The organism is Cellvibrio sp. OA-2007 (assembly GCF_000953825.1).
Classification (GTDB): domain Bacteria; phylum Pseudomonadota; class Gammaproteobacteria; order Pseudomonadales; family Cellvibrionaceae; genus Cellvibrio.
Map to the genome: position 1 here is coordinate 96,519 of NZ_BBUL01000093.1, position 13,550 is coordinate 110,068.

Here is a 13,550-nt window from a genome sequence, read left to right on the forward strand (position 1 = left end):
TTTTGTATAGGTCACAGAGATGATTGCTAGCTGCCCGAGTCGGCCAGCCGCAAAGCGCTGATATCGGGAGTAACAGGTTTTACATTGGGTTTTAACTGCCCCAGATCACTGCCTGCGGGCGCCAGGCCAAAATCGCCTATTTCAACTATTGCAGGCAGCACTATGGGGCGCTCGTCATCGGTCAATAAATCACTACCAGCTTCAGCGATACCCCAGTCTTCCAATTCGATTTCGACCAGTGGCAGCGCCAGTTTTTCATCGGCGCCGATTAAATCGGCACCCACGGCAGCCAGACCTAGATCTGGCGCGACCACCTGTACTGCAACCTCTTCATGTACTTCGCTGACATCTACCAAATTCCCCTCGGCGGCGCGCAAGCTCAAGCCGGAGATATCAACCCGCACCGGCGCCGGTTGCGCGGGGCGCTCTTGCGCGGGCAGTAAGTCAGCGCCCAGTGGCGCCAAGGTCCAGCTCGCTGCCACCGGAGCAGGTGTGGCGGCAACAGGTGCCGCCGGTTCAACCGTGCGGCGCGGCGCAGGAGCGGGTTTAGGTGCGGCATTAGCGGGGCTGGCATCGCTGGCATAGATCTCAACCATAGCGCCAGCTTTAATTAATACATCGCGGTATTTGTTGGCGGTTGCCTCATCCAAATTGCGCTTGAGCGGCACCGGGCGCCCTGTAAATAAGCTGTCGACCTTGGCGGCATCCACTTTAAATAGCTGCTGCAACTTGGCCTTTACATCAGCCAACTGGTGGCCGAAGACAATATCGCCACGGAAAATAATGTCGAATTCGGAAGCGCTCATAAATCCAAAAATCCTGCTGCTGAAATTGCACTGTTTGAATAATAGCACTCGACAGCGCAAATGCTGGCGCCGACGGCTATGGAAAAACAAGAGCGATAAACAGCTCCCAGAATGTAACCAATCAGTCTTAAACCGAACTGGCGATTGGCCGAGCCGCCAACCATACTCATTACTCAGCTACGAAGGAGTGGTGAAAACTATGTTGCCTTTTATCCAAAAGAAACTGCAAGACAATCGACTCGTGGTAGATGGCGCGCTCAGCCCACACGGCAATGCGCGCATTAAGGTTGAGCAGGACATTGCCTTCTTAAGCGACCGAATCGCCGCCATGCAGGCACATCCGCGCCCCAATACCATGCTGATTGAACATTACCAAGCCATGCTGAAAAGCCGCGAGTCAGTGCTCAAGTGGCTAATGGATGGCTGTGATGATGAGACCAGTTATTTACCCGGTCAGCGCAGCGCATAAACTGCATGCCTGATTAACCATCATCACCTTCATGCAGGTGATGATCCATATCCAGTGCCGGAGCCTCCCCTTTCGGCCTGCCGATAGGTTTGGCTGGCACTCCGGCAACCGTGGTGTGCGGCGCAACTACATCCAACACCACACTGCCCGCACCAATTTTTGCGCCCTCACCGATTTCAATATTGCCTAAAATTTTTGCGCCAACGCCAATTAAAACCCCGCGCCGGATTTTCGGGTGGCGATCAGTTTTGACGCAGCCGCTGCCGCCCAGTGTAACGCCGTGCAACATGGATACATCATCATCGATCACGGTGGTTTCACCGATCACCACACCAGTCGCATGGTCGATCATAATGCCACTGCCGATACGGGCACCGGGGTGTATATCCACATCAAACGCCTGCGAAATTTGATTCTGAAAATAGAGCGCCAAGGCATTGCGCCGTTGCGACCACAACCAGTGCGCGATGCGCCAGGATTGCAGCGCGTGATAGCCTTTAAAAAATAAAAACGGCATGCAGAATCTATTACAGGCTGGGTCGCGCTCGCGGTGCGCACGAATATCAGCGCGCATTGCCCGCTCAATACTGGCATCAGCTTGCATCGCCTCGCTAAACACTTCGCGCAGCATCATCGCTGGCAGCGCTTGGCTATCGAGTTTATTGGCGAGATGAAAACTGATCGCCGCCGCAAATGATGCGTGATTCAAAATACTCGCGTGATAAAAACTGGCGAGCACAGGTTCATCGGCGCTCGCCTGCTGCGCCTCGGCGCGAATTTCTTGCCACACATCAACATGGGCAAAATTGTGTACTGATGTTTGCATAACAACCCGGCTTAGTGATTCTTAAAAATTAACGGGATTAATTCATCCATCGCAAAAAAAACGTCAGCTCCCAAGGCGCGCATTGGCTCCAACAATACATTGTCACTGCCGTCGCTATTGGGTGGGCAATAACCCAGCGGGCGCATACCGGCAGCGACTGCCGCTTGAATACCGGTTAGCGAATCTTCCACCACTATCGCCTGCTCGGCGGGAATATTGAGTGACTTGGCGGCATGTAAAAATAAATCCGGCGCGGGCTTACCGCGAGTTACATCTTCAAAGCTAAATACGCGCCCGTGCACATAGGGCATGATGCCGGTTTTAGCTAAGGTCATGCGCATTTTTTCATGTTTGCCATTGGAGGCAACACAAAACGGAATCTGTTTTTCTTGCAAGCTGTCGAGCACCGCCATTACCCCCGCCACAGGTTTCAATTGCGTTTCGCACACCACTAATGTCTGCAATTGGATACGGCGCCAAAATTGCGCACCGCGCTCTGCCTGCTCGGCGGCAGTCAAACTTTTCCAGCCATCCAATCGGGATAATTCTGCGGTGATCATAGCGATGCAATCCGCCACCGATTTGCCGCGATAGGTCTCTAAAAAATAATCGGCACTTAACTCAATACCAATCTCTTTTAAACAATCACTCGATACTTGCGCAGAGAGAATTTCACTATCAACCAACACACCATCACAATCAAAAATCACTAACATAACTTTTTCTTTACCTCTGCAAAATCCACAATCACAGCGCCTGATTGTTTGCCGATGCAGGATAAGGCGCTTTTAATAAGATCGCCAAACCCGCAACTAAAAATACGATCAACGCCGCCATGCCGATACGCGCGGAATCGGTATAGAGGGTGATGCTCGCCACTGCCATAGGTGCCAAAAATGCCGTTGCCCGGCCGGCGAGTGCATAAACACCAAAGTAGCGCCCCGCTTCGCTTACACTGACGCTGCGCGCCATAAACGAACGCGAAGATGCTTGCACCGGACCAAACGCTATGCCGATAAGAAAACTAAATGCGACGTAGACTTTTTCCGCATCCGTCGCAAATAAACCACCAGAGTCTTCGCTTGAAAATTGCAGCAAGCCAAATAGCGCATAACCGGGACCGGTTGAAATAATGCCAATCGTTGCAATAATTAAACATAACAAACTGAGCAAAATAACGTTTTTCGAGCCTATGCGTGCGTCCAAACGCCCTGCAATAGCACAGCCGCCAATAGCGATCACCAATAACAAAATTCCGTAAACCCCCATTTCAATGGTCTGCCAGCCAAACATGCCAGCGGCAAAAGTACCACCCAATACCTGTAGGCCGTTTACCCCATCTTGATAAACCATGCGCGCAATTAAAAAGCGCAATAATCCTGCACGCTGTTTTAGTTCCGACAGAGTATTTTTTAATTCGCCTGCACTTTTAACAATCGCCAACTTTAGCGATACCCCCTTGCTGCTATCCGGTGTAAACAAAAACATTGGCAAAATAAAAATTAAATACCACAGCGCGGCATAGGGGCCAGCGATGCGCGCATCTTCGCCTTGCGCAGCATCCAAGCCAAACAGCGGCGCAATTCCAATTAAGGTTTTACCGGTTGCAGGATTGCCCGCGAGCAACAGCAACACACTGAATAACACCACCAAGCCGCCGAGATAACCCAAGCCCCAGGCGAGATTGGACACACGGCCAACATCCTCTTTGGCAATTAAGCGCGGCATCATTGAATCGTTAAACACAATCGAAAACTCAGCGGCGATCATCGCCACTATCACACACGCCATAGGCAACCATAAGGTCGAACCCGGCGCGGCAAACCAAAGCATAAAGAGTGCGATAATCTTAAACACAGCAAAAAATGCAATCCAACGTTTGCGCGCGCCAGTTGCGTCGGCAACCGCACCCAATAGGGGCGCCATTAGTGCGATCGCCACACCGGCAATAGTAATGGTGTAGCCCCAGGCTGCCTGCCCTGCCACCGGATCAACTGCGAGGCGCGAGACAAAATAAGGGCCAAAAACAAAGGTAATCACCACCGTAAAAAACGGCTGCGCTGCCCAGTCAAATAACATCCAGGAACGAATAGCTTTTTTAGAGGCGGGAACAACAGGTTCAGAGTGAGTCAAAAAATAATTCCTTATTGAGGTCAAGCGACACAAATAAAACGCTGATAAATTTCATCGAGATTATCGAGCACGGTTTGTTTTAATTCCAACTCGGTTTGCGCCAGCTGTGCGCGCAAGATTTCGGGGGTGAGTTGACCTGAAAAACTCATCGCCAGCGGTGCATAACTTAAATGCCAGGGTTCCGGCGCTATGCCGCCGCGATCCTGCACATAGGGGCGAAAAAAATCGCTATTACCCTGCGCCAATTCATCGCTCAACCAGCAATGAAACTCAGCAAAAGGGCCCGCACCTTGGGTTTCAGCCACAGTCAATTGCAATTGATAATCCGGATTCAGTTGCGCTGCGCCGTACACATCTATATCGGTTCCCCAGTGATGGCGCGAAGCACCCGGCAGCGCCGACCAGCGCAAAATCGCAAAGACTTTTTCGCGCTCGGACAAGCGGTTCAGGTCGATGACTTCACCTGCATCATTGAGCACCGGACGCAAACCGCGCGCCTTGTTATTCCAGATAAGCAACTGCCGCTCAAAGCTGCGATAACTACTAGCCACCTTAAAAACAAATCCGGCACTGGCGGCGCGCTGCGCTAAAAAGTGCAGCGGCTCAAGCACCTGCGAATGCACGCGGCAGCTTAGCAGAGGTGATTCCACTAACTCGCATTCATCCAAGCCCAATAGCAACTGCTGCGAATACTCAACCATGCGCGCTTTCCGTCAACCTCAATTTATAGATGAAATATTTCGCAAAATACCGCGCCAATTTATTGCACTCAAACTGCCATTTGTCATGATTTTCACTGCACTCATGAGAAAACAATTGCACACGGCTTCCAAGTATGTAAGATAAGGCGGCGAAGTAAACGGAAATTTTAAAACACAATACCCGATAATAATAAATGGAGATTGCACTGTATGACTGCCTGTCATAGTGAGTTATTGCAATTAAAGAATCTTGGAATGGCATCGGTAAATATCCTCCGCGCTATAGGGATTAACACTTACGCCGACCTCAAACGCACTGGAGCGGTTGAGGCTTATCGCCGTATACGAGCCCGCGACATTAATGTTTCCAAAGTGATGCTCTACGCGCTGCAAGGTGCACTGATGGACATCCACTGGAACGATATCCCACCCGACTTAAAAGCCCAACTAGTGAGTGAAGCCGAAATGCCCGATCAGGGAAATTTTTCCCAGGCAACGGCCTAATCGTTCACAAAAAAACTATTCGGTTAACAGACTGAGGTTTTAAGTGCAGTTTTTTCCCCGACACAGGCTACACTAAAAGCGCCTTACTAGCGCTTTTTTGTAACCGAGGGGTCTATGCATCTTCCAACCAAACAGTCTGACCTTATGTCTGAACTTGCCGCCAAATTGCGCGGATTGACCGAGCTATTGTGCACGCAAGTGGCGCCAGCCGATGAACCTTTTACCATCGCGGCCACCAGTGATATTTTTGCTGATATTCCACCCACTCGCGCACTGTTAGTTGTAGAAGGACAGGTCGACTATTATCTGCACAATAAATTAGTTATGCATTTTGAAGAGGGCGACCTGCTTGGCTTGCCGCGCTCACTCAACCTCCCCCAAGGGCAGTTCAGCTGCAGCGGCCCGGTAACACTGCAAGCCTATGAGCGCGATGCTCTGGTTGAACAAGCCAATAGCGACCTCAAATCCCAGCGCAACTGGGCTTATCTTCTGCTCTGCAGCATCAGCTATTACGAACAAGCGCTCACCCAAGAGCTGCGCACCGAATTCCAACCATCGGCAGGTTTTCTGCATTTTCGCACGGGTGAAACCATCATCAATCAGGGTGATATCGCCGACCGGGTTTACACTTTATTAGAAGGCGCAGCGGACGCGGTTTGCGATGGTGTCAAAGTAGGCGAGATTCACGCCAATGAAATCTTCGGGGCACTCGCGGTTTTTACCCGCCAACCACGTATCGCCTCGGTAATCGCCAGTAGCGATTGCACCGTGTTAGCCGTGCGCAAAGAAGAGTTCATCACCCTGATTGAGCATCAACCACAAATCTGCATGGGTCTTATTGAAGAAATGGCCGCCAAAATCAACCACCTAAATAATCAGCTATTGCAACTAAAAGCCCCTCAACACAAATGAGAACATTTCTCAAAAAAGCTTGACCGCACAGATGAGAACGATTATTGTTAACTTACTGCTGCACAACTTCTCCTGTACAGCGGCAGAGAGGATGCAATAGTCGCCCTGCAAGTCGATTAGTGTTTCCTCTCACCCCTAGGGTCTTTCCTCTACGAAAGTCTCTCGGCTAACACGGTTGCTTGGGCCGCCCTGGTGGCGGCCATTTTTCCTTTCTTAACACCCCCAGCAATTGAAATTGTTTCCCTCCGCACACATATCCTCCCGCGACGCTGCGTATAACGCAGTGCATAAATCAATTTTTCGGGAGATATTATCGTGTTACGCATAGGCTTGTTTTTGTTAACTAACATCGCAGTGATGGTGGTGGCAGGTGTTGTGCTGAGCTTGCTCGGTGTAGGCAACTATCGCACCGCTGGCGGTTTGGATTTATCAAGCATGCTAGTGTTCTGTGCCGTCTTTGGTTTTGTCGGTTCGTTTATTTCCCTGTTTATCTCCAAATGGATGGCCAAGCGCAGTATGGGGGTTCAGCTGATCGAACAACCCCGCAATGCCGATGAACAATGGCTGGTCGATACCGTTGTGGAACTCTCCCAAAAAGCGGGTATTAAGACTCCCGAGATCGGCGTGTTCCCAGCCCAGGAATCCAATGCATTTGCCACCGGCTGGAACCGCAATGATGCGCTGGTTGCGGTAAGCCTTGGCTTGTTGCAACGATTTGAGCGCGATGAAGTAAAAGCCGTACTGGCACATGAAATTGGCCACGTAGCCAATGGCGACATGATCACACTGAGCCTGATTCAAGGTGTAGTGAATACCTTTGTGATGTTTTTTGCGCGCATTATCGGCGACTTTGTCGACCGCGTTTTACTCAAGAACGAAAGCGGTCGCGGCTTTGGTTTTATGATCGCCACCATGGTAGCCGAAGTGGTGCTGGGCTTTTTGGCCTCCATGATCGTTGCCGCCTTCTCGCGTTATCGCGAATACCGTGCCGACCACGCTGGCGCAACACTGGCGGATCGCGGCGCCATGATCCGCGCCCTGCAGCGTTTGCAGGCGGAAATGAACGCAGGCGTTGAAAGCCCGCTGCCGAGCACTATGCGCGCCTTTGGTATCAGCGGTGGTATGCGCAACCTGTTTGCCAGCCATCCACCATTAGAAGCACGTATCCAAGCGCTGCGTGACGCGGTTTAACCCTCTAGGAGACTAGGTATGCGACTCTGGCGCTGGTTCATTATCAACTTGTTAGCGGGGCTGACACTGGTGACTGGCGCTAGCGCCAAGGCATTTTCTACCGATGACGAACGCAACAGTATGGACGTGTTTGAAGCAGCGCGCCCGAGCGTGGTGTTTGTCACCAATCAACAACTCGCGCGCGACCCCTACTCTTTTGATCTGGTGACTGTGCCGCGCGGCTCAGGCACCGGTTTTGTCTGGAATGACAAAGGCTACATAGTGACTAACTACCATGTAGTTGAAGGCGCACGGCAGATCACCATCACCCTGCAGGATCAATCCAATTGGCCAGCGGAAGTGGTGGGTTTGGCGCCGGAACGGGACCTTGCGGTACTCAAAATCGATGGCAAAAAAGCCAAACTCAGCGCCCTGCCATTGGGTGACTCCGGCGATTTGCGCGTCGGCCGCAAAGTGCTGGCGATTGGCAATCCCTTTGGGCTGGATGCTACGCTCACCACCGGTGTGGTGAGTGCCTTGGGGCGCGAAATCACCTCCCCCAATCAACGCAAAATCACCAACGTGATTCAGACCGATGCCGCCATCAACCCCGGCAACTCCGGCGGCCCACTGCTCAATTCAGAGGGCAAGCTCATTGGCGTCAACACCATGATTTACAGCCCCAGCGGCGCCAGTGCCGGTATTGGTTTTGCGATTCCGGTTAACACGGTCAAAGAAGTAGTGCCTGAACTGATTGAACACGGACGCTTGGTTCGCCCGGTACTTGGTATCGCGGTAGCGCCGGATCAATGGGCACAGCAGATTGGGATCCAAGGCGTACCTATATTGCGCGTGGAGCCGAATTCACCGGCAGCGGCTGCTGGACTGGAAGGTGCCAAACGCAACAGCTGGGGGCAAATCACCTTGGGCGATGTGATAGTCGCTATTGAAGACTACCCTACCACCAACGACGACCAGCTACTCAGCGCGCTGGAGCACTACAAACCGGGCAACAAGGTAAATGTTAGTGTGGTGCGCGATGGCAAATTGCTTATCCGCAGCCTTCGTTTGGCAGCCCCCAAGTGACCGCCAACCTACCGGATAAGACCCGCCTTTGCTCCCTCGCCGATATTCCGGAAGGGGGCAGCAAGGGTTTTAACTACGACGGGCGCAAGCTATTTGCCGTCAAACAGCGGGGTAAAATTTATCTCTACCAAAATAGCTGCCCGCATCTTGGCATCCCCCTCGAATGGGTTGAGGATCAGTTTCTCGACAGCAGCGGCTGCATGATTCAATGCGCCAATCACGGCGCCCTGTTTGTAATTGAAACCGGTAAGTGTGTCGCAGGCCCGTGCAATGGCCGCGCATTAATCCCGCTAAATTTCCATATTGATGATGGCAATATAGTCATCTCAACCTAGTAAATTTGCGTAAACCAGATCGAGTTACTAACCACTGACTAGTAGAGTCGCAGCCCACTAGTACACCAGATCACATCCGGAGATACAGTTCATGCAGAATTTCACCTTTTCCAACCCAACCAAAATTGTCTTTGGCGAGGGTCAAATCAAAGAGATAGCCAATCTTATCCCAGCCAACGCGCGAATCTTGCTGACCTATGGCGGCGGCTCAATTAAAAAGAACGGTGTTTACGAGCAGGTGGTAAAAGCCCTAGAGGGAAAAATCTGGTTTGAATTCAGTGGTATCGAACCCAACCCCCACTACGAAACCTTGATGAAAGCGGTAGAAGTCGTCAAAAAAGAGCAAGTCGATTTCCTGTTAGCAGTCGGCGGTGGCAGCGTTATTGATGGCACCAAACTGATTGCTGCAGCGGTAAACTTCGAAGGCGAGCCCTGGGACATACTCGCCAAACATCAGCCATTTAACTCCGCGCTACCCATTGGCTGTGTGCTGACATTGCCCGCAACAGGCACGGAGAGCAATGGCAACTCGGTTATCACCAAAGCCGCAACTCAGGAAAAACTCCCTTTTGGCAGCCCGCTTATTTATCCCCAGTTTGCGATTCTCGACCCAACCACAACCTATAGTTTGCCGCCACGCCAAATTGCCAATGGTGCGGTCGATGCTTTTGTCCACATCATGGAACAGTATCTAACCTATCCCGTCGATGCCAAAGTACAGGATCGGTTTGCCGAAGGCTTGTTGATGACCCTCATCGAAGAAGGCCCACGCTCACTCAAAGAGCCAACCAATTACGCAGTGCGCGCCAATGTGATGTGGGCAGCGACTATGGCCTTAAACGGTTTGATCGGTGTTGGTGTACCGCAGGATTGGGCAACTCATATGATTGGCCACGAGCTAACTGCGATGCACGGGCTTGATCACGCGCAAACTCTCGCCGTTGTTTTACCGGCGTTGATGCAGCACCAACGCGATAAAAAGCGCGCAAAAATACTGCAATATGGTCGCCGCGTGTGGAATTTGAATCACTCCGATGAAGATGCGCTGATCGATGCCACCATCGCCGCAACCAAAAACTTCTTTGAACAAATGGGCACCCCGACCAGCCTTAGCGGTTATGGTGTTGGACGCGAGTCGATCCCCAATCTGGTCGATATGCTGATTAAGCACGACTTGCTAGCGCTGGGTGAACATGGAGCCATCACCCCTGAAGCATCGCGTGAGATTTTGGAGCTCGCGGCTTAAGAACCAACAGTGCCGTATAAAGCCCCGCCAACAACTCTGTTGGCGGGGCTTTTTGTTAGTAGCCACGAACAAATCACTGACGCAAAATCTTATTCACTATCGAGGTCGTGGAACAATTATCGTAAAAGCTCAACACCTTTACCGACCCGTTATAAGCTTTGACGATTTGACCGCCAATAACCTGGTCCTCAGTGTAATCGCCGCCTTTAACTAATACATCTGGCTTGACCCTGCGCAATAACCGTTCAGGTGTATCTTCATCAAAGGGCACGACCCAATCTACCGCTTCCAACCCGGCAAGCACGGCCATACGGCGATCCAGCGGGTTGATCGGGCGACCAGAACCTTTAAGACGACGAATGGAGGCATCGGAATTTACCGCCAACACCAGCCGATCGCCCTGTTTGCGCGCCTCTTCTAAATAACCAACATGACCGGCGTGGATGATATCGAAGCAACCGTTAGTGAAAACAATCTTTTCACCGCTGGCCCGTGCATCTTCCAGTGCCAACAACAGCTGCTCTTCCGTTACCACTCCGCGCTCGGCGCCCTGTTCAGCAATAATCGCACGGCGCAGCTCGGGTGCACTCACCGTCGCAGTACCCATCTTGCCAACCACTATGCCTGCTGCCAAATTGGCCAGCGCTGTGGCTTCCGGCAAGGTTTGCCCAGAAGCAATCACTGCCGCGAGAGTAGCTATCACTGTATCGCCAGCACCGGTGACATCAAATACTTCGCGTGCACGTGCAGGCAAATGCAGCTCCGGTTGATGGTGACGTAAAAGTGTCATGCCCTGCTCGCCACGGGTCACTAGTAGCGCCTGCAGATCCAGCGCTTGCATCAGCTCCTCGCCTTTGCTGACCATATCCTGCTCACTGGTGCACTTGCCTACTACCGCTTCGAATTCCTGAAAATTAGGGGTCAAGATGGTTGCGCCACGGTAGCGGCTGAAATCGCTGCCCTTTGGGTCAACTAATACCGGAATACCCGCGTCGCGCGCCATACGAATCAGCGATTGGCAGTCAAGCAAGCTGCCCTTGGCATAATCCGACAAGACCAAGGCATCGGTACGATTAATCAGCCCTTTTACTTTTTCTACAAATTCGGAGCTATCGCCAGCGTCAAATTTTTCTTCAAAATCCATGCGCAGCAGTTGTTGATGACGGCTGACTACACGCAGTTTAGTGATGGTAGGCTTGGTTCTGGAGATCTGGAAGTTAGTGTGGATTTTAGCCGCCCGTAAGCGGCTGTAGAGGATTTGACCGGCTTCGTCGTCGCCGACAACACCAATCAGCGAGACACCACAACCCAAGGCAGCCATATTGAGGGCGACGTTGCCTGCACCGCCGGGGCGATCTTCGGTTTGATTCACTTTGACCACCGGCACCGGTGCTTCAGGTGAGATTCGGGAGCTTGCACCATGCCAGTAGCGATCAAGCATCAAATCGCCTACTACCACTAAATGGGCGCGCTCAAAATAAGGCATGATCAGATGCATAAGTAACTCCGATAGTTGTAGTCCATTAAAACCACCCCTCCAATATAATCAATAATTGCCGTTACTTGCATATTAGACCTCCGGCTGCTCTGGCGGGAGCTCTTCTTCACTAAACTGCTTGGCGTGGAGCCTTGCGTAATGCCCATTTAGCGCCAGCAATTGCACATGAGTGCCCTGCTCAAGTATTTCACCATGATCCATCACAATAATACGATCGGCCTGCTCAATGGTAGATAATCGGTGCGCAACCACAAAAGTCGTACGGCCTTTCATAACCGTGCTCAGCGCGGCCTGGATGTAATACTCAGACTCGTTATCGAGTGCCGAAGTTGCCTCATCGAGAATCAAAATCGGCGCATCTTTTAACAGTGCACGGGCGATTGCCAAACGCTGACGCTGGCCGCCCGATAAACGCGCTCCGGCTTCGCCAATTATCGTATTAAAACCCTCCGGTAATTGTTCGATAAACTCTGTGGCGTAAGCCGCATCGGCAGCGCGGCGAATCTCATCCAGTGAACGCGTCTGCAAACTACCGTAAGCAATATTGCCCGCAACCGTGTCGTTAAACAAGGTCACCTGTTGATTCACCAGCGCTACCTGTTCGCGCAAACTGGCAAGGGTGTAATCAGTTACTGAGATGCCATCAATTAAAATATCGCCGGAGCTTAAATCATGAAAACGGTTAAGCAGCCCAACCAGTGTGGATTTACCGCTACCTGAGCGCCCCACCAGTGCCACAACTTCACCAGCGCGCACAGTTAAATTGATGTTATTTAACGCGGGCACGGGTTGATTGGCATAACAAAACGTTACATTTTTTAATTCAACGCTCCCCTTCACACGCGCCACTTGATGCGTACCCTGATCGCTTTCAACCGGGGTATCCAGTAAGGTAAACACGCTATCCGCTGCCGCAACCCCCTTAAGAACTGCAGGCGCCACTTCGCCCAAACGGCGCATAGAAGGCAGCATCATTCCGGCTGCGGTCATATAGGCGACGAATCGCGCCGGATCGGTAATTTCCATAAAACTCAGCGCGATAAAAATCAACGCCGCCATGGCAGCTGCAACAATTAATTGAATCAGCGGAGTATTGGCAGCGGCAGTCACCACAATCTTCATGTTCTGTTGGTAATTTTTTTTGCTGGCAGATTCGAAGCGCTTTTTTTCATATTCTTCACCGCCAAAACTGCGCATTACCCGCACACCATTAATCATCTCGCCAGTTACCTGGGTGATATCGCCAACTGAATTCTGCACTTTGTTGCTCAGGCGACGCAGACGCTTGCCAACAATAGAAACTAACAAGCCAATCACCGGGGCGATCAGAATAAAAATCATCGTCAACTTCCAATCCATTTGAATCAGGGTTGCGAATAAAAAAATCACCGTTAAACCTTCACGCAGCGATATTTTTAACGCATCGGTTGCCGCTGAAGTAACACCATTGATATTGTAAGTAATCACCGAAATAAGATGACCGGAACTGCTTTTATCAAAATGTGCCGTAGGCAATTGCGTCATATGATTGAACACTTGAGTGCGCAAATTGTGAATCACACTAAAGGCAATTTTGGATAAATAATAGGCCCCAAGAAAAGCACCAATGCTGCGCAGCACCGTAATACCCATCACTTGCAAAGGCACCAGATAACGGTCTGCGGGATTGTTATCCGAAATCACGTGAATCAAATTTTCCAACGTATGAACAAATAATTTATTGGACAGACCATAGAGCGCAAAACCAATAAAACCCACCACAAACAATAGCCAATAAGGTTTTACATAGGTCAGCAGGCGCTGATAAACCACCCACGCTGAAGTATCGCCAATAAGGGTCGTTTTTTTCTGATCAGAACTCATA

At 51.2% G+C, this 13,550-nt stretch carries 14 protein-coding genes; 7 read left to right on the top strand and 7 right to left on the bottom strand.

Annotated elements, in window-relative coordinates:
• Positions 1-26: 26 nt before the first annotated feature.
• On the bottom strand, positions 27-806 hold the full coding sequence (locus tag AWU77_RS14125; protein ID WP_062064591.1) for a hypothetical protein: 780 nt from the start codon (positions 804-806) through the stop codon (positions 27-29).
• 199 nt (positions 807-1,005) lie between these two features.
• Between AWU77_RS14125 and AWU77_RS14130 the strand changes: the two genes are divergently transcribed.
• The gene (locus AWU77_RS14130; protein ID WP_062064593.1) at positions 1,006-1,275 is read left to right on the top strand and encodes a hypothetical protein; all 270 of its coding nucleotides are present in this window, start codon (positions 1,006-1,008) and stop codon (positions 1,273-1,275) included.
• Between the two features lie 13 nt (positions 1,276-1,288).
• On the opposite strand, the gene cysE is transcribed toward AWU77_RS14130, so the two are convergent.
• Genes cysE through AWU77_RS14150 form a run of 4 tightly spaced genes read right to left on the bottom strand, consistent with a single transcriptional unit; the run spans position 1,289 to position 4,935 of the window.
• Positions 1,289-2,101 (bottom strand): serine O-acetyltransferase, encoded by an 813-nt coding sequence (cysE, locus tag AWU77_RS14135; RefSeq protein ID WP_062064596.1) that lies wholly within the window; start codon positions 2,099-2,101, stop codon positions 1,289-1,291.
• 11 nt (positions 2,102-2,112) lie between these two features.
• The gene (locus AWU77_RS14140; protein ID WP_062064597.1) at positions 2,113-2,817 is read right to left on the bottom strand and encodes an HAD family phosphatase; all 705 of its coding nucleotides are present in this window, start codon (positions 2,815-2,817) and stop codon (positions 2,113-2,115) included.
• Positions 2,818-2,848: 31 nt separating this feature from the next.
• A complete protein-coding gene (locus AWU77_RS14145; protein WP_062064600.1) occupies positions 2,849-4,234 on the bottom strand; it encodes an MFS transporter in 1,386 nt (461 codons plus the stop codon).
• Between the two features lie 20 nt (positions 4,235-4,254).
• Positions 4,255-4,935 carry a M15 family metallopeptidase gene (locus AWU77_RS14150; RefSeq protein ID WP_062064602.1) on the bottom strand — a complete coding sequence of 227 codons (681 nt, stop codon included), beginning with the start codon at positions 4,933-4,935 and terminating at the stop codon, positions 4,255-4,257.
• 210 nt (positions 4,936-5,145) lie between these two features.
• On the opposite strand from AWU77_RS14150, the gene AWU77_RS14155 reads away from it, so the two are divergent.
• The 6 genes from AWU77_RS14155 (at position 5,146) to AWU77_RS14180 (ending at position 10,188) form a co-directional block, all read left to right on the top strand.
• Positions 5,146-5,439: a TfoX/Sxy family protein gene (locus tag AWU77_RS14155; protein WP_062064604.1), complete on the top strand. Its 294-nt coding sequence runs from the start codon at positions 5,146-5,148 to the stop codon at positions 5,437-5,439.
• A 114-nt stretch (positions 5,440-5,553) separates the two neighbouring features.
• Entirely contained in the window at positions 5,554-6,351 is a 798-nt protein-coding gene (locus tag AWU77_RS14160) for a Crp/Fnr family transcriptional regulator (protein WP_062064606.1), read from the top strand.
• A 315-nt stretch (positions 6,352-6,666) separates the two neighbouring features.
• Complete coding sequence (htpX, locus tag AWU77_RS14165) at positions 6,667-7,542, top strand: protease HtpX (protein ID WP_062064608.1); 876 nt, start codon at positions 6,667-6,669, stop codon at positions 7,540-7,542.
• A gap of 18 nt (positions 7,543-7,560) precedes the next feature.
• Positions 7,561-8,607 (top strand): S1C family serine protease, encoded by a 1,047-nt coding sequence (locus AWU77_RS14170; RefSeq protein ID WP_062064611.1) that lies wholly within the window; start codon positions 7,561-7,563, stop codon positions 8,605-8,607.
• Positions 8,604-8,942: a Rieske (2Fe-2S) protein gene (locus tag AWU77_RS14175; protein ID WP_062064613.1), complete on the top strand. Its 339-nt coding sequence runs from the start codon at positions 8,604-8,606 to the stop codon at positions 8,940-8,942. Before AWU77_RS14170 ends, AWU77_RS14175 begins: the two co-directional genes overlap by 4 nt.
• A gap of 91 nt (positions 8,943-9,033) precedes the next feature.
• Complete coding sequence (locus AWU77_RS14180) at positions 9,034-10,188, top strand: iron-containing alcohol dehydrogenase (protein WP_062064614.1); 1,155 nt, start codon at positions 9,034-9,036, stop codon at positions 10,186-10,188.
• A gap of 73 nt (positions 10,189-10,261) precedes the next feature.
• Here the strand turns inward: AWU77_RS14180 and hldE are convergent, their stop codons facing one another.
• Together hldE and msbA are read right to left on the bottom strand one after the other, a co-directional pair.
• Complete coding sequence (gene hldE / locus AWU77_RS14185) at positions 10,262-11,686, bottom strand: bifunctional D-glycero-beta-D-manno-heptose-7-phosphate kinase/D-glycero-beta-D-manno-heptose 1-phosphate adenylyltransferase HldE (protein ID WP_062064616.1); 1,425 nt, start codon at positions 11,684-11,686, stop codon at positions 10,262-10,264.
• Between the two features lie 72 nt (positions 11,687-11,758).
• Positions 11,759-13,549: a lipid A export permease/ATP-binding protein MsbA gene (msbA, locus tag AWU77_RS14190; protein WP_062064618.1), complete on the bottom strand. Its 1,791-nt coding sequence runs from the start codon at positions 13,547-13,549 to the stop codon at positions 11,759-11,761.
• Between the last annotated feature and the right edge of the window lies 1 nt (position 13,550).

Coding starts and splice junctions, on each gene's coding strand:
- hldE (WP_062064616.1), bottom strand. CDS start 11,686: ATGCATCTGATCATGCCTTATTTTGAGCGCGCCCATTTAGTGGTAGTA.
- AWU77_RS14150 (WP_062064602.1), bottom strand. CDS start 4,935: ATGGTTGAGTATTCGCAGCAGTTGCTATTGGGCTTGGATGAATGCGAG.
- msbA (WP_062064618.1), bottom strand. CDS start 13,549: ATGAGTTCTGATCAGAAAAAAACGACCCTTATTGGCGATACTTCAGCG.
- AWU77_RS14125 (WP_062064591.1), bottom strand. CDS start 806: ATGAGCGCTTCCGAATTCGACATTATTTTCCGTGGCGATATTGTCTTC.
- AWU77_RS14160 (WP_062064606.1), top strand. CDS start 5,554: ATGCATCTTCCAACCAAACAGTCTGACCTTATGTCTGAACTTGCCGCC.
- AWU77_RS14180 (WP_062064614.1), top strand. CDS start 9,034: ATGCAGAATTTCACCTTTTCCAACCCAACCAAAATTGTCTTTGGCGAG.
- AWU77_RS14170 (WP_062064611.1), top strand. CDS start 7,561: ATGCGACTCTGGCGCTGGTTCATTATCAACTTGTTAGCGGGGCTGACA.
- AWU77_RS14130 (WP_062064593.1), top strand. CDS start 1,006: ATGTTGCCTTTTATCCAAAAGAAACTGCAAGACAATCGACTCGTGGTA.
- AWU77_RS14140 (WP_062064597.1), bottom strand. CDS start 2,817: ATGTTAGTGATTTTTGATTGTGATGGTGTGTTGGTTGATAGTGAAATT.
- AWU77_RS14155 (WP_062064604.1), top strand. CDS start 5,146: ATGACTGCCTGTCATAGTGAGTTATTGCAATTAAAGAATCTTGGAATG.
- cysE (WP_062064596.1), bottom strand. CDS start 2,101: ATGCAAACATCAGTACACAATTTTGCCCATGTTGATGTGTGGCAAGAA.